Genomic DNA, 18,329 nt, shown 5'->3' on the forward strand with positions numbered 1-18,329 from the left:
TTTCTCCTGAGAAGAGAGCATGGCTTCAGAAGCAAATGCAAAAAAAGGAGAATAAAGAAGCACTCCCGTTGTCTTATGCGCAACAACGTTTGTGGTTTATGGACAGATTTAACCCAAACAGTTCTTTATATAATATTCCAACAGTATGGCATCTAAAAGGAAATTGGATACCTGAAGCATTAGAGAAGGGATTCAATCGACTCATTGAACGTCATGAATCATTACGAACTGTTTTTAAAGAAGTAGGAGAACAGCCTGTGCAACAAATTCTCGAATTTCTTCCTAGAGCATTACCTGTAAGGGATTACTCTCAACTTCCTCTAGAAGTAAAAGAAAAAGAGGTAGATAGTTTAATTGCGAGAGAAGCGCAAGAACCATTTGATTTAATGAATGGTCCTTTAATTCGTAAGCAGCTTGTTCAATTAGAGAAGGATGAATGGTTATTACTGTGTACGATGCATCATATTATTTCTGATGCTTGGTCCATTGGTATATTCATGAATGAATTACTTGCTTTCTATGAAGAAGAAACGGGCGGAAATCCTGCTAAATTAAGTTCACTATCCATTCAATATGCAGACTTTGCGAAGTGGCAAAAGGAGTGGTTGCAAGGTGATGTGCTAAATCGTCAGCTTACGTATTGGCAGGAAGAATTGTCTGGTGAACTTCCTATCTTACAACTGCCAGTGGATCGACCTCGACCGGTTAAGCAGACTTACTCTGGGGCTACGCATCATGTGATTTTTCCTTATAAATTGCTTAGTCAATTGAAGGATATAAGCCGACAAGAAGGATCTACTTTATTTATGACTTTAATGGCCGCATACCAGAGCTTTCTTGCTCGTTATACAGGACAAAAAGATATTCTAGTTGGTAGCCCGATTGCAAATCGGAACCATAAGGGAGTAGAAGGATTAATTGGTTTCTTTGTTAATACGTTGGTTTATCGATCAGATTTGAGTGGCACCCCTACCTTTCGGGAGATTTTGAACCAAACAAAGAAAAAGGCGTTAAAAGCTTACGAATATCAAGATATACCATTTGAAAAAGTGGTAGAAGCTGTGCAACCTGAACGAAGCATGAGTCATTCCCCTATATTTCAGACCATGTTTACGCTACAGAATATAAAACAAGAACGACTAGATTTGCCTGATAGAAGTATTGAAATGGTAGAAAGTAATATGTCTATTGCTAAATTTGATTTGAGCTTAACTGCCTATGAAGTGGAAGAAGGTCTATTCGTCTCATTTGAATACAACACGGATTTATTTGATAGTAGTACCATTGCACGTATGGCAGGACATTTTGAGAACTGGCTAAATGAAATCACGTATCATCCAGATGAATCATATACAAAGCTGTCAATGTTATCAGATACTGAGCAAAAACAACTCCTAGAAGAATGGAATGATACGGACGTAGTTTATGGTCATGATTGTATGATTCATGAGCTATTTGAGCAACAAGTTGCACGGACACCTGATGCAGTGGCGGTAGTTTATGAGGGTGGAAAGCTAACGTATCAAGAACTAAATGAAAAATCGAATCAATTGGCACATTTTCTACAAAAACGAGGTATCGGACCTGAATCATTGGTTGGTATATGTATTGAACGTTCTCCTGATATGATTATCGGTCTCTTTGGGATTTTGAAGGCAGGTGGGGCTTATGTCCCACTGGACCCAAGTTATCCCGAAAACCGCCTGAGATACATTTTGGAGAATTCACAAATTCAAGTGCTGTTAACAAAAGAGGCACTACAGGACTGGTTACCTAAAGATATTCAAGCAATTTGTTTAGATCGGGATCAAGTAATGATTTCTAAAGAGAGTAATTTAGCTCCGGTGAGTGGAGTAACAGCAAATAACTTAGCCTATATTATATACACTTCGGGTTCGACAGGAAATCCAAAGGGGGTAATGATTGAACATCATTCTGTTATAAATCGCCTACAGTGGATGCAGAAAAAATACCCATTGTCTGAGGAGGATACAATCCTACAAAAGACACCGTTTTCGTTTGATGTTTCTGTCTGGGAATTATTTTGGTGGTCATTTGTAGGAGCACGTGTTTGTTTACTTCCACCAGGAGGAGAGAAAGATCCTGCGGTGATTGAGGAGTATATTGAACGATACCGTGTGTCCACCATGCATTTTGTTCCGTCGATGTTATCTACTTTCTTAGATTATATGGAATTATATAATTCGAAAAGGGATGTATCGTCTTTAATTCAAGTTTTTACTAGTGGAGAAGCGTTAAACACTGAACAGGTTCGCCGGTTTAAGGGGATCTTTTACAATGCTCAGCAAACAAAGTTAATTAACTTGTATGGTCCTACTGAAGCAACTGTGGATGTGACTTATTACGATTGTGATTTAGAAAAAGAACCAATGCTTATTCCGATTGGTCGTCCGATTGATAATACAGAGTTGTATGTGTTAGATCAATATCAACAAGTGGTCCCAATTGGTGTGGCAGGGGAACTTTACCTTGGAGGAGTAGGATTAGCACGTGGCTACTTCAATCGACCGGATTTAACTACTGAACGTTTTATTCCGCATCCCTTTAAGGACGGGGAACGATTATATCGAACGGGTGACTTGGTTAGATATATAAATGATCGTAACTTAGAATATATTGGAAGAATAGATAACCAAGTTAAAATTAGAGGATTCCGAATTGAATTGGGAGAAATAGAAGCAGCTTTACATGATCACTCATCTGTAAAAGAGGCAGTCGTGTTGGTGAAGGAAGATCGACCAGGAGATAAGCAGTTAGTAGCTTATGTAGTGGGTGAAGGGGATACTGGGGAGTGGCGTGAATATCTCAAGAAGCAATTACCACATTATATGGTTCCGGCATACTTTTTCCAAATTGAAGGTATGCCACTTACTCCAAATGGTAAAGTGAATCGGAAAGCATTATTGGAATTAGAAGAACAGTTCATAAGTGAAGATATTACTTCATCACGAACACCAGTGGAGGAGCTCATCGTTTCCGTTTGGAGCCAAGTGTTAGGAATAAAAAATATTAGTGTTCAGGATTCCTTTTTTGAAATCGGTGGTCATTCACTACTAGCTACTCAAGTAGTGTCACGTTTACAGGGAATTTTTCAAATCGAATTACCAGTACGTGAACTATTTGAATATACAACGGTGGAGTCACTGGCAAAGCGATTAGAACAGTTACGTAAAGGAGATAAAAAACGAGAGATTCCGCCACTAATACCAATGAAACGAGGAGAAGCTATTCCACTATCTTATGCCCAACAACGTTTATGGTTTATTGATCAATTTACACCTAATAGTGCCCTTTACAATATGCCAATGGTATGCCGTCTTACAGGGAATTGGCTACTTGAAGCATTGGAAACGGGATGGAATCAACTAATAGAACGTCATGAATCACTGCGGACGGTCTTTCAAGAAGTGAATGGTCAACCCGTACAGCAAATTGAACCGTATGCTTTTCAATCAATTCCGAAAACGGATTTAACTATGCTTTCTTCTGAAGATCAAGAAGAAGAAGTTAAACGTTTAATTCAACAAGAAACAGAAGTGCCATTTGATTTAACAGAGGGTCCATTAATCAGGACAAGTATTTTGCACGTGGGAGAGGAAGAATGGATACTCCTTTGTACTCTACATCATATCGTTTCAGATGGATGGTCAATGGGAATCCTACTTGAAGAATGGATGGCATTTTATGAGAAAGCAACGGATGGAAAGGTAGCGGAACTTGAACCATTACCGGTTCAATATTCCGACTTTGCTCAGTGGCAAAAAGGATGGCTAAAGGAGGAGGTGCTTGATCAACAACTCCAATACTGGAGGGAAGAATTGTCTGGGGAGCTTCCTGTACTCCAACTTCCTGTGGATCGCCCGCGTCCCGCAATACAAACTCATCACGGGTCGACATACACTATGGTTCTGCCAAGCACGCTACATGATAAATTGAATGAACTTAGTCGAAAAGAAGGGGCTACGCTCTTCATGACGCTTTTAGCTGCATATCAAAGTTTTCTATCTCGTTATACGGGACAAGAAGATATTCTGGTCGGAAGCCCAATTGCGAATCGGAACTATAGAGAAATTGAAGGACTAATTGGTTTCTTCGTTAACACACTGGTTTATCGAGCTAATTTGAGTGGTAGACCGACATTTCAAGATGTACTGTATCAAGTTCGTCAAAAGGCATTGAAGGCGTATGAATATCAAGATATTCCATTTGAAAAAATTGTAGAAGTTGTGCAACCGGAGCGAAGTACAAGTCATTCGCCAATCTTCCAGACTATGTTCATCTTGCAAAATATGAAACAAGAGTTACCGGTGTTATCTAGTAGAAGTATTGAAATGATAGAAAGCCATAGTCCAATTGCAAAGTTTGATTTAAGTGTAATGGCAGTTGAGACGGAAGAGGGATTACTTTTTACTTTTGAGTACAATAAGGATTTATTCAATGCTACTACTATTGAACGGATGGCAGGACACTTTGAGAAATGGCTACATGAAGTTTCTCATCGCCCACAAAATCCGTTGCATGACCTGAGCATGCTATCAGAACCCGAACGTACTTTGTTATTAGAAACATGGAATGACACTGTAATGGAAATGTCTCATCAGGGTCTTATTTGCGACAGATTTGAGGAGCAAGTAGCAAGGCGTCCGGATGCGATTGCGGTAGTTGATCAAACAAAACAGTGGACTTATGGTGAACTGGATACACAAGCAAATCAGTTGGCAAATGTTTTACGGCGAAAGGGAGTAGCCCCAGAGTCAGTGGTAGGAGTTTATCTTCCGAGGTCAGCTGAGCTAATGGCAAGTTTACTAGGCATTTTAAAAGCTGGTGGAGCTTATGTTGTTTTAGATCCGTTATATCCAAAATCAAGGTTAGAATACATGATTGAAGATGCAGGAATTCAATTTGTAGTGACGGCGGAAGGACAAGAAGGACATTTCGCACACGTCGAAATGGTGAGGTTAGAAGAACTAACAGTGGAAAGCGTAATCGCACCTACACGTCAAATAAATCCAGAGAACTTAGCCTATATTGTTTATACCTCTGGTTCTACAGGAAAACCGAAGGGTGTCATGGTTGAAAATCGCTCATTAATGAATATGGTTTCTTGGCATCAAGAAGTTTATCATATTTCAGCAGAGGATCGTGCGACTCAGATTGCAGGGGTTGCTTTTGATTCGGCTGTCCAGGAGATTTGGCCGTATCTAACTGCTGGCGCAGCACTCTACTTGTCAACAGAGGAACTGAGAATTAATCCAGAAGCACTAAGGGACTGGCTCATTGATTCACGAATAACAGCTAGTTTTGCACCTACGCCTATTCTGGAAAGACTCTTGAAATTATCTTGGCCAGATAAAATGGATCTTCGTTTTATCATTACTGGTGGGGATCAATTAACGCAGTATCCATCTAGCGATATTCCTTTTGCGGTAATTAATCAGTATGGTCCATCGGAAAATACCGTTGTTACTACAGATTGTTACGTACCTGTAGGGGTGACAACAGGTACGCCATCGATTGGTCGACCGATTGCGAATACAGAAGTTTATGTGTTAGATTCTCATCTTCAGCTAGTACCAATTGGTGTAATTGGAGATCTCTATATTGGAGGGAAGAGTCTTGCACGTGGATATGCTAATCGTCCGGATCTTACAAAGGAAAAATTTATTCCACATCCTTTCAAGTCAGGAGAACGTCTCTATTATACAGGAGACAAAGCAAGTTATCTTTCTGATGGTAATCTCCAGTTCCATGGACGTATAGATGACCAAGTAAAAATTCGTGGTTTCCGGATTGAATTGGGAGAAATAGAAGCTGTTTTGCAGGCACATTCTTCTGTGAAAGAAGCAGTTGTATTGGTACGAGAGGATAATCAAGGTGATAAGAGATTAGTAGCTTATGTAGTTGGTGAAGGAAGTGTCCATGAATGGCGAGAACATCTACAAACACATTTACCAAATTACATGGTTCCAACAAACTTTATTGAGATGGAATTTTTACCACTTACACCGAATGGAAAGCTTGATTTGAAGGCATTGCCTATACTTAGTGAACAATCCGCTGAAAATACTGTATACCCAAGAACTCCGCTGGAAGAACTTATTGCTTCAGTGTGGAGTCAAGTGCTAGGAATAAGAGACATTGATGTTCAGGATTCATTCTTTGAGCTCGGTGGTCACTCTCTACTTGCTACACAAGTGGTCTCACGCTTACAGGAAGTCTTTCAAATCAAATTGCCAGTACGTGAACTGTTCGAATATTCAACGGTCGAAGCATTATCGAAACGAATAGATCAGTTACGTAAGGGGAGCGAAAAACGAGAAATTCCACCATTGATGCCGATGGAACGAGGGGGAAATATTCCACTGTCTTATGCCCAACAGCGCTTATGGTTTATTGATCAATTTGCACCTAATAGTGCACTTTATAATATGCCAATGGCATGCCGTCTTACAGGGAATTGGTTACCTGAGGCATTGGAGTTGGGATGGAATCAGTTGATAGAGCGTCATGAATCTTTGCGGACTGTATTTTATGAAGAGGATGGCCATCCTATGCAGCAGATTCAACCGTACGTTTTCCGTCCGCTTCTGCAAATGGACTTAACTAAGCTTTCATTAGAGGAGCGAGAAAGAAAGTTGGAGCAATGGATTCAAACTGAAGTCGAATCTCCATTTGATTTAGAAAAAGGGCCATTGTTCCGTGGGAAACTCATAAGAATTTCAGAAGAAGAATGGGTTCTTCTGTGTAATATGCATCATATTATCTCAGATGGATGGTCGATGGAAATCTTGCTTCAAGAATGGATGGCATTTTATGAGAATACGATTGGTGAAAAACAAGCAGAGCTGGAACCACTACCAGTTCAATATGCCGATTTTGCTCAGTGGCAAAGAGAATGGTTGAAAGATGAAGTACTATATCAACAACTTGCGTATTGGAAGGAAGAATTATCCGGTGAGTTACCAGTCTTAATGTTGCCAATGGATCGTCCGCGTCCGCCAGTGCAAACCCACCATGGATTAACTCATAATGTTTTGTTATCGCGCTCATTACTGGATAAATTAAACGAACTAAGTCGTCAAGAAGGGGCCACACTTTTCATGACCTTATTGGCATCGTATCAAAGTTTCCTTGCTCGTTATACGGGACAAACGGATATTATTGTTGGCAGCCCAATTGCAAATCGAAATTATCGAGAAATTGAAGGGCTGATTGGTTTCTTTGTCAATACATTGGTTTATCGCGCTGATTTAAGTAATGCACCGGCATTTCAAGAGTTGTTGTCTCAAGTGCGGATAAAAGCATTGAAGGCGTATGAGTATCAAGATGTTCCGTTTGAGAAAATTGTAGAGGTTATCCAACCTGAACGAAATACAAGCCATTCTCCGATTTTCCAAACCATGTTTACTTTGCAAAATACGGGACAGAAGCTACCAGAACTACATGGAAGAAATATAGAAGTAATGGAAAGTAATGCTCCTATCGCTAAGTTTGATTTAAGTTTAACTGCTGCAGAAGTGGAAGAGGGTTTATTACTTACTTTTGTTTATAGAACTGATTTATTTGACAGCTTAACTATTGAATCCATGGCTGAACATTTTGGGAACTGGTTGAATGTAATCGTGGAGAATCCTGATAAAGCATTAGCTAAGTTGCCTATATTGTCAGGATTACAGCAAAAACAGTTGGAGGAGTGGAATAATGATGCTGTAGCATACCCACAGGAAAGTACAATTCATCAGCTGTTTAAAGAGCAAGTAAATCGTACACCTGATGCGGTAGCAGTGGTAGATGAAAAACAGCAGTTAACGTATCGAGAGCTGAATGAAAAAGCTAATCAATTGGCCCACTATCTTCAGCAATGCGGGATTGGGAATGAATCATTGGTTGGACTTTGCTTTGAGCGTTCAGTTGAGATGATTGTTAGTATTATGGGGATTTGGAAGGCTGGAGCAGCCTATGTTCCATTAGACCCATCATATCCAGAAAGTCGTCTACGATATATTTTGGAGGACACTGGAATTCAAGTATTAGTTACGAACGAGTCATTGGAAGACTGGATACCTAAAGAAATCAAGATAGTTTGTCTAGATAGGGATCAAGCAATGATTTCACAAGAAAGCATTCTTTCACCAAAATGTGAAGTAACAGGAGAAAACTTAGCGTATGTTATCTATACTTCAGGATCAACGGGGAATCCAAAGGGTGTCTTGATACAGCATCATTCTGTACTAAACTTGTCGCATGGTTTACAAAAAGAAGTTTTCGAACATGAGATACCATCTAACATGCATGTCGGTTTAAATGCGTCAATTGCCTTTGATGCATCTATCCAGCAATTACAAATGCTGCTTTATGGTTCAAGTTTGTATATTATTCCGAATGAAGTACGAAGTGATCCGGAGCAGTTTGTAGCTTATATTAGGGAGAACAAGTTAGAAATCTTTGATATAACACCTTCATTGCTTCAATTACTTATAGATGCCGGATTGTTAGAAACGTGTGATGGCGTTCATGTTCCAAGTAAGGTACTGGTTGGTGGTGAAGCAATTATGCCGTCATTATGGGAACAGCTAGTAGAGACTGATAAAATACAGTTTTATAATGTATATGGTCCTACAGAATGTACGGTTGATGCAACATGCTATCATATCAAAAAAGATAGTAAGAGAGTAACAATTGGGCGTCCATTGCCTAACGTCCAAACTTATGTATTAGATAGTAATAGGTTGCCAGTTCCAGTTGGTGTGATGGGGGAACTTTATATCGGAGGAGTAGGTCTAGCAAAGGGGTACTTGAATCGTCCAGAGTTAGCATCCGAACGATTTATTTCTCATCCATTCAAAGAAGGCGAGAGGTTATATAGAACAGGCGATCTTGTGAGATATCTTCCTGATGGTAATATAGACTACTTAGGAAGAATGGATAATCAAGTGAAGATTAGAGGATTTCGAATCGAACTTGGGGAGATTGAGTCGACTTTACAAGAGCATGACTTGGTAAAAGAGGTAGTTGTAATAGTTAGGGAAAATCAGTCGGGAGATAAGAGGTTAGTAGCTTATGTAGTGGGCGAAGGTAGTGTAGAAGAATGGCGAGAGTATCTTAAAACAAAACTGCCAATCCATATGATACCTTCCTACTTTGTCGAAATGAAAGAATTACCGCTAACCATAAATGGAAAGGTTGATCGGAAATCGTTACCTATACCAGATTATCAAGGAATACAAGAAGGCTACGCGGCCCCAAGAAATGAACGTGAACATAAGCTTTCTATCATTTGGGAACGTGTGCTAGGTTCAAAACGTATTGGTATTTATGATAACTTTTTTGAAATTGGTGGAGATTCAATTCTTAGCATTCAGATTGTCTCTCGCGCAAAGCAAGCTGGTTTACAGTTGACACCAAAACAACTATTTGAACACCAAACGATTGCTGAGTTGGCGCAAGTAGTCAAAGAAGAACAAGGTGTACAAGCTGAACAAGGAATTATAACTGGAGAGACGATACTTACACCTATTCAGCAAAGGTTTTTTGCACAAAATCATCCTAATCCACATCATTGGAATCAATCCATGTTCTTTAGAACGAAAGAAAAATTGGACATAGGATCACTGGAAAAGGCAGCGCGTAACCTTCTACTTCATCATGATGCCCTGCGTTTAAGATATGAACGTTTACCTAATGGGACTTGGGAACAGTGGAATGAAGGAATTGAAGAACAATTGATGCTGACTGTCATTTCATTAGACGAAGTGCCGGAAGCGGATTGGCATGAAGTTATTCAAAAAGAGATTAATGTTGCACAAGAAAGATTGAATTTACATGATGGTCCTTTAATGAGAATGGTGTATTTTGATGAAGGTGAGGAGACTGGTCGATTATTTTGGACAATTCATCACTTAGCCGTGGATGGTGTTTCTTGGCGAATTTTATTGGAAGATTTGCAAACAGCATATACGCAAGCGGTCCAAGGGCAAAAAATTCAATTACCTATGAAGAGTACATCTTTTAAAGAATGGTCGGAGAAATTACAACATTACGCTCAAACTGGAATATCAAAAGAAGTGCTACATTACTGGGAGCAGCAGGTTGAACAAGACGTAGTTATACTGCCAGTAGATGGTACTATAAGTAATCCAGTAAGCGCAGTAACTGAGGAAATTACTGTGGTGTTAAACGAGAATGAGACCCGTATGTTATTGCAAGAGACTTTAAGCACTCACCGTGTCCAAATCAATGAAGTATTATTAGCAGCATTGGTACAAGCTACAGCAGCATGTACGGGGCAGCCGATATTAAGCGTAGATTTAGAGGGACATGGTCGAGAAGAGATTATTGAAGATGTTGATTTATCGAGAACCGTGGGATGGTTTACAAGTATTTACCCAGTTCATTTAAATATTACTAATGCTAATACGCCAATTGCAGCATTAAAAGCAGTTAAAGAACAAGTTCGCAAAATTCCTAATAAGGGTGTTGATTATGGGGTGTTGCGTTACATGAACACAACAATGTGTGAGCCATTAAGCTCCCAATATACACCGTCTATTAGTTTTAACTATCTTGGACAATTTGACCAAATGTTTTCTAGCGATGCAATGTTTATTCCAGAGAACAAATTTAAGCGTTTAGATCATGCTGCCGGTTCCAAGCGATCGCATGTAATTGATGTAATTGGGGTTGTAACGGATGGAAAACTTCAGTTCACTTGGGTATACAATGTTGGACAATTTGCCAAATCAACGATTCAAAGTATTGCACAGAATATGCTATATCAACTGAGTAGATTGATTCAATCTTCAGATAGAGAATCTGCACTGACCATTTCGGATTTTGCAATGGCTAATCTTAGCCAAGAAGGTTTGACAAATGTACTAAATAAAATGCATCGTGGAAAGAAAAATCAGATTACTGATTTATATCCACTATCACCTTTGCAAGAAGGTATGATCTTCCACACATTGCATGATCAAGGGGATGAACATGTTGCACCGTATATAGTGCAATTGAGTTTTATGATTCAAGGGGAAATGGATATTCCTACTTTTGAGCAGGCTTGGAAATCTGTAATTCAGCGGCATGAAATTTTTCGTACAGCATTTGTATGGGACGAAATTGAAAAACCTGTACAAGTGGTGTATGAAAATATCCCATTTAAAGTGAACAAAGAAGACTGGCGTACAATGACAAGTGAAGAGATAGCGGAAAAAAGAAAAGTCTTTTTGGCATTAGATCGAAAACAAGCCTTCCAATTTGATGAAGCACCATTGATGCGGGTAACAGTCATTCAAGAAGGTGAGGAAGAATATCGGATTGTTTGGACCCATCACCATATTTTACTGGATGGATGGAGTTTACCATTGGTCTTTAATGAATTACTTACAGTCTATCAGAAGAGAATGAATGGAGAAGCTGTGAAGTTACCTAAGTCCTCACCATATAAGAAATATATCCAATGGTTAAGAGAACAAGATAAGGAGCAGGCGGAACAATTCTGGAGAGAGAAGCTAAAAGGTTTTACTGCGCCAACTTTGCTGGGCTTAGAAAGTAAAGAGGAAGAAAAAGGTTACACAGAGAAGGTTACGTATTTATCAGAAGAGCAGACTCAAGCGTTACAAGGATGGGCGAAACGCAATAAACTTACTTTGAGTACAGTAATTCAAGGGGCATGGGCATATCTCATGAGCCGATATAGTGGAGAAAATGACATTGTTTTTGGTGTAACAAGCTCAGGGCGTTCTACGGAGATTATTGATGTTGAAAACATCGTAGGTCCTTTCATTACAACGTCACCGACGCGAATTCAATTGATGGATGATATAAAATTAATAGATTGGTTGCAGAAGATACAAGAGGAAGAGATAGAAAGAAGACAATATGAGTATGCTTCTTTGACAGAGATTCAGGGGTGGAGTGAAGTTCCTAGAGGAATACCGCTGTTCAATAGTTTATATGTGTTTGAAAATTATCCAGTGAAAGAGGAGTCTTCAGAAAATCTGGAAATTGGTGAATTGGAAGGGGTAGAACAAACCCACTACCCATTAGGGTTAGCTGTAGTTCCAGGAATCCAGTTATCGTTAAAGTTAATGTATGACCGTAGTAAGTTTAATAGAGTAACCATTGAACGAATGCTGGGTCATTTACACCAAGTGTTAATGCAAATGCTCAAAAACATTGATCAAAATCTATCGGAGCTAGTATATATTACGGAAGCTGAACAAAGAAAGCTATTGGAAGAATGGAATAATAATACTATATCCTATCCACGTCAAAATGTAATTCATCAACTATTCGAAGAGCAAGTAAATCGTACACCTGACGCGTTGGCAGTAGTAGATGAAAAACAGCAACTAACATATCGAGAGCTGAATGAAAGAGCTAATCAATTAGCCCATCATTTACAGAAATGTGGAATTGGGACAGAGTCATTAGTTGGCCTCTGCTTTGATCGATCAGTTGAGATGATTGTTGGTCTCATGGGAATTTGGAAGGCTGGAGCAGCCTATGTTCCATTGGATCCATCGAATCCAGAAAGCCGCCTGCAATATATTTTACAAGACACGGGAATTAAAGTTTTAGTTACAAATGAGGTATTACTAGGATGGATACCTAAAGACATCAAGACAGTTTGCCTAGATAGGGACCAAGCAATGCTTTCTCAAGAAAGCAAACTTTCACCAATATGTGAGGTAACAGGGGAAAACTTAGCGTATGTTATCTATACTTCTGGTTCGACAGGGAATCCAAAGGGGGCTTTAGTACAGCACCATTCTGTAATAAACCTATCCTATGGTTTACAAAAAGAAGTTTTCTCACATGACATACCTAGTAATATGCGCGTCGGTTTGAATGCGTCAATTGCCTTTGATGTATCTATTCAGCAATTACAAATGTTGCTTTATGGTTCAAGTTTATATATTATCCCAAGTGAAGTTCGCACTAATCCGGAACAATTTGTGTCCTATATTAGGGAGAATAAATTGGAAATGTTTGATATGACACCTTCATTACTTCAATTACTTATAGATGGAGGATTGCTAGAAATAAGTGCTGATGTTCATGTACCAAGTAAGATATTAGTCGGTGGTGAAGCAATTATGCCGTCATTATGGGAACAGCTAGTAGAGACAGAAAAAATTGATTTTTATAATGTATACGGTCCTACAGAATGTACGGTTGATGCAACATGCTATCATATCAAAAAAGATAGTAAGAGAGTAACAATTGGCCGTCCGTTGCCGAACGTTCAAACTTATGTATTAGATAAAAATTTGTTACCTGTTCCAGTTGGTGTAACAGGTGAGCTATATATTGGAGGTGCAGGTATAGCGAGAGGATACTTGAATCGCCCAGAATTAACAGCAGAGCGATTCATCCGTCATCCATTTAATGAAGAAGAACGTTTATATCGTACGGGAGATTTGGTTCGTTATTTACCTGATGGTAATTTAGATTACTTGAGAAGAATTGATAATCAAGTGAAAATTAGGGGCTTTCGTATTGAACTTGAAGAGATTGAAGCGAGTATAGAGAGGCATCCATTGGTAAAAGAAGCAGTAGTTTTGGTAACAGAGGATAAATTAGGAGAGCAGAGATTGGTTGCTTATGTAGTTGGAGATGTTAGTATGCATGAGTGGCGTGAGTATCTCAAGACACAAGTACCAAATTATATGGTTCCCGCTCACTTTATTAAGGTAGACGAGATTCCTCTTACAACAAATGGCAAAGTTGATCGAAAGGCATTGAACAATTTAACTATTCATAGAGAAAATAACTTCTCTACACCAATCATTCCAAGGGATGAAATTGAATATCAGTTGATTAAAATCTGGCAGGATGTGTTACAGATAGAAGATGTTTATGTAAATGATGATTTCTTTAATAGAGGAGGACACTCTCTCCTTGTAATTAAATTAGTTTCAAAAATTAGGGAGAAGTTTGGAAAAGAGATTAAGGTGTCTACATTGATTAAGAATCCAACAGTGGAAGGAATCGCATGCCTTATTCGTGATAAGCATGATATGACGAAATCAGTAGCAGCGCTAGTTTCACTACAAGAATCAGAGAAAAGACCTTTCTTCTGCGTTCATCCGTTTATGGGGAATGTATTCTGTTACATTCAACTAGCAAGATTGCTTAAGAGCCATTGTTCATTTTATGGTTTACAGAATCCTCTTATAGAAAAGAAAGAAATTGACGAGTTAACTTTGCCGGAAGTAATTCAACTTTACATCGAAGAAATAAAACGTGTTCAGCCAGAAGGTCCATATCGTCTTGGAGGATGGTCTTTAGGCGGTGCGATTGCTTATGAAATCGCAACTGTACTAAGGAGTCAAGGTGAGGAAGTTGAGTTGTTGATACTAATGGATACTAAAGTACCTTCAGAGCAGGACTATAAAACAACGGAGGATATGCTCTCATATATATATGAGCATTTCATTCCTAGAGATTTTACTGAGCAGGAAGAAGGCCTCTTCCATAAACAAGATATGCTTGTAGAGCGATTAATTATGGAAGGAGTACTCCCGCCTGATGCAGATCTTATCAATTTGAAGCAAGTTATCAATGCTCATAGGAAATGCCTGAATATAATGGCAGAGCATGATTTAATACCATACTCTGGAGAAGTTCTCTACTTTAGTGCTGAGGAAGGAAAAGAGTTGTTTACAGATTGGGGACCTTTATTAAAAGGAAGAGTAAATAAGTATTCTGTCCCTGGATCACATGAGGAAATAGTAGACTTCCCCGCAGTTGAAAAGATAGCTAAGTACCTATTAAATGAATTTGAAGAGATAAAAGAAACATCCCTTTCATTAACTGAAAAGTAGAGAGCGCAAAAGATGCAACGCAATGAACGAAAAGGGGAGACCAATACCTGCATGCATATCAAGTGTAGGGAATAATGAATATATTAAGAGCATTACTTTTTAAGGGGATAATGTAAAAAGTAATTGGTAGAGACATAGAAATCTTTGTAATAGAAGCGAATGCCTGATGATATTACTGAGGAAAGGTGCATATTTTCATTGATATGTAAATATGCACCTTTCCTATTGTATATGCAATTTAGTAATGTGAATTTGAATTTATGTAACGTTCATATATGAAGTAATTCTTTAAAAAAGGACGTGATTTATCATACAAATTCAAGCTGTGAAAATACCAAAGAATATTGAAAGTCATTTGTTTAAGCAACTTAGTAACTTAGTTTCAAATGAGAAGAAAGAACGAATGAAGCGTTTATTAAATTCATGCGACATTAATAGGACCCTGATAGGAGATTTACTAATCCGATCTCTAATCTGCCAAAAGTATAAAATTAATAATGAAGAAATTAGATTTATATATAATGAGTATGGAAAACCTTTTGTTGAAAACTTTTCTGACTTTCATTTTAATCTGTCACATTCAGGAGAATGGATGGTTTGTACTACTGCTAATTTTAATGTGGGTATTGATATAGAAAAGATTTCAGAGATAGAGGCTCTTAAATTAGCAAATGAATTTTTTTCAGAGGAAGAATTTTATGATATATCTAATATAAATTCTGATGAACAAATTAATTATTTTTATGATTTATGGACATTAAAAGAAAGTTATATAAAAACGATTGGAAAAGGGCTTTATATCCCGTTAAATTCATTCTCTATAAAAAAAGAGTCACCAACTTTAATTTCATATAAGTATATACCTCAAAACTTTTACTTTAGACAATATAACATTGAGCCAAATTATAAGGTATCTGCTTGTGCAACAAGGGATGAATTTCCGCAAGAGATAATAATTAAAGACATTTATGCAATTTTCCAAACTATATACAAATTTGAAAGTAAGGAGAAAATCAATGCAGAAGACTAAACTTTTTTGCTTTCCACATGCTGGGGGATCCGCGTTTAGTTACGCAAAATGGAAAAATTACTTTAATCCATATATTGAGGTAGTCCCGATAGAGTTAGCTGGTAGAGGATATAGAATTGAAGAAAGTTTGTACGGAAGTATGGAAGAAGCGGTAAATGATGTCTATAATAATATCGTTATGCAGATAGATGATTCGCCATATATTTTATTTGGGCATAGTATGGGAAGTTTGATTGCCTATGAAGTAGCTAGAAAAATACAAGATTCTAAAAGCGTATTGCCTAAATTTCTTGTCTTATCCGGTAGAAATCATCCAAATAGTAAAATAAAAAACATCCGACATAATCTTTCTAACGAACAATTTAAAAGAGAAGTTATTGCAATGGGAGGTACACCATCTGGGGTACTGCAATCAGAAGAATTAATGAAGATTTTTCTCCCTATTCTAAGAGCAGATTTTAAAATCGTTGAGACGTATATTCATGACAAAAATACACAACCATGTGATATTGATTTTCTTATATTTAATGGGGAAAATGATGAATTTACTACATATGATCAAGTAATAAAATGGGAACGATACACAAGTAAAACGTGTACTTTTCATTCTTTTGAAGGTAATCATTTCTTTCTAAATGAAAATATTGAAGAAATAGCAAATAGTATTATAGGAAAGTTTAATTCTAAAAGATTATCAACTAGTTTTTAGAGATTTTCTTTGATCATCAGACAGTCGTTGGATAACTGGTGAGTTAATTGATGCAATTTGTGGATCTTGCTTATAATGCTAATTGTAAGTATTATGTACTTTAAAACCAAAACTTTCCCAATTTAATGTTGAGAAAGTTTTGGTTTTTATTATTCTAGTAGTAATCACTTTTTAAAGTTATAGAAATTTAAAAATAAAGTATTGTATACATGTAAGTATGATTAAAAATAAAAAGTTGTAAATGCTAAATTTAATTAAATACGCCTTACTCTCTTTAACATTGGCCTGAATGAATAGTTTATAGGAGATTACACTGGCTAAAGATGCGATAATTGTTCCAAGCCCTCCAATATTTACTCCTAGTAATAAAGCTTTCCAATCAGAAGTAAAGTTTGATAGAAGAATTGAAGTAGGAAAATTGCTAATCAATTGACTCAAAAATATGGAACTAAAGAAGACTGAAGTATCTCCTCTTAAATTAGCGCGAGCAAATGTCTCCAGCGCATCCGAATGGGAAATGTTTCCGATAAAAATAAAAAAACCGACAAAGGTTATTAGAAGAAAGTAATCGATCTTAAATAGTAAGTTTCTATCTAACGTAAATGCTGCTATCAATGTGACTATTAGCGCAATGTAATAATCAATGACACCAAAAATAGATGCAATGATAGTGATAAGTATCAAAATCCAGATGGTAGCTTTTTTTCGATTTTTCACGGTAATTACAGGTAGTTCTATTTTTAAATCTGTTTTTTGAAGTTTTTGAGTAAATATAAATAACAAACTAATTCCAAGTACAGCTAAAAGCAGGATTGAACCTAAAAATGGGATGAGCTTAATTCCATAGTAAGAATATAGGTATAAATTTTGTGGGTTTCCCATAGGCATCAAGCTACTACCGATGTTTGCCGCAATTGTCTGCAAGATGATTGTATCCATCATGTTCATTTGTGTATTTTTACTAATGACAAGTGTTATTGGTACAAAAGTGAGGAGGGCGACATCATTTGTTACAACCATGGAGCAAATAAAGCATAACAAAATTAGAATAATAGATATTGACCTGCTGTTATTGCATTTATTTAAAATCAAAACGGCAAGTTTGTCTAATATTTTTAGCTGTTCAAAGGCCTTAATGGCCACCATTAGATTAAATAAGCTAATTAACACTTCAAAGTTAATATATTCGAACCTTGGCGAATGTATTAAGCAGCTTACAATTGCTAATATCAGTGAAATGGTAAGTATTAAATCCTTTTTTAAAAATTTGAATTTCATAAGGAGTCTTTTTTTATTTTGAACGAATACTATTTCTTTCACAATACACCACCTGTAATCTATGTTAGTAGAATGAAAAGCAAAGGAAATATACATTTAATGATAGATATTCAACAAATCCTCTTATATTGCAATAAAATTAATAGCTTTTCTTATCAATTGGTTGTTCTAAAATTTGAAACTTAAATGGAATAATATTAATAACGTTTTCAAAAAAATAATAATATGAGTAGTTTTTTATTTGTGGAGCTGTCAAAATCATATTTTTGGATAACTCGATATTGCTAGAAAAGAGGATGACATAAGGTCCTAAATAAGAGTTTTGTAATGTTTCATCCCTTCAACAAAATCCTTTTTTGCTAAGTGTCTGTAATGTTGTAAATATGTGCAATATAGAGGAATCCCACTAGGGGGATTAATTGAGAAAACAAATGTTTTTTGTATGATACCATAAATAAATTAA

General features: G+C 37.2%; 4 protein-coding genes. 3 read left to right on the forward strand and 1 reads right to left on the reverse strand.

Going from position 1 to position 18,329, the window contains the following annotated elements:
• Window positions 1–35 precede the first annotated feature (35 nt).
• The 3 genes from ATL10_RS06335 (at window position 36) to ATL10_RS06345 (ending at window position 16,588) form a co-directional block, all read left to right on the forward strand.
• The gene (locus ATL10_RS06335) at window positions 36–14,849 is read left to right on the forward strand and encodes a non-ribosomal peptide synthetase (RefSeq protein WP_481747226.1); all 14,814 of its coding nucleotides are present in this window, start codon (window positions 36–38) and stop codon (window positions 14,847–14,849) included.
• A 325-nt stretch (window positions 14,850–15,174) separates the two neighbouring features.
• Window positions 15,175–15,879, forward strand: coding sequence for a 4'-phosphopantetheinyl transferase family protein (locus tag ATL10_RS06340; protein WP_110496600.1), 705 nt, complete (start codon window positions 15,175–15,177; stop codon window positions 15,877–15,879).
• Window positions 15,866–16,588: a thioesterase II family protein gene (locus tag ATL10_RS06345; RefSeq protein ID WP_090976614.1), complete on the forward strand. Its 723-nt coding sequence runs from the start codon at window positions 15,866–15,868 to the stop codon at window positions 16,586–16,588. The genes ATL10_RS06340 and ATL10_RS06345 overlap by 14 nt, the downstream gene beginning before the upstream one ends.
• A 177-nt stretch (window positions 16,589–16,765) precedes the next feature.
• On the opposite strand, the gene ATL10_RS06355 is transcribed toward ATL10_RS06345, so the two are convergent.
• Window positions 16,766–17,908 carry an anion transporter gene (locus ATL10_RS06355; RefSeq protein WP_110496602.1) on the reverse strand — a complete coding sequence of 381 codons (1,143 nt, stop codon included), beginning with the start codon at window positions 17,906–17,908 and terminating at the stop codon, window positions 16,766–16,768.
• Window positions 17,909–18,329 lie beyond the last annotated feature (421 nt).

This window comes from Bacillus sp. 196mf, from assembly GCF_003217275.1.
In the GTDB taxonomy this organism is placed as follows: domain Bacteria; phylum Bacillota; class Bacilli; order Bacillales; family Bacillaceae_G; genus Bacillus_A; species Bacillus_A thuringiensis_S.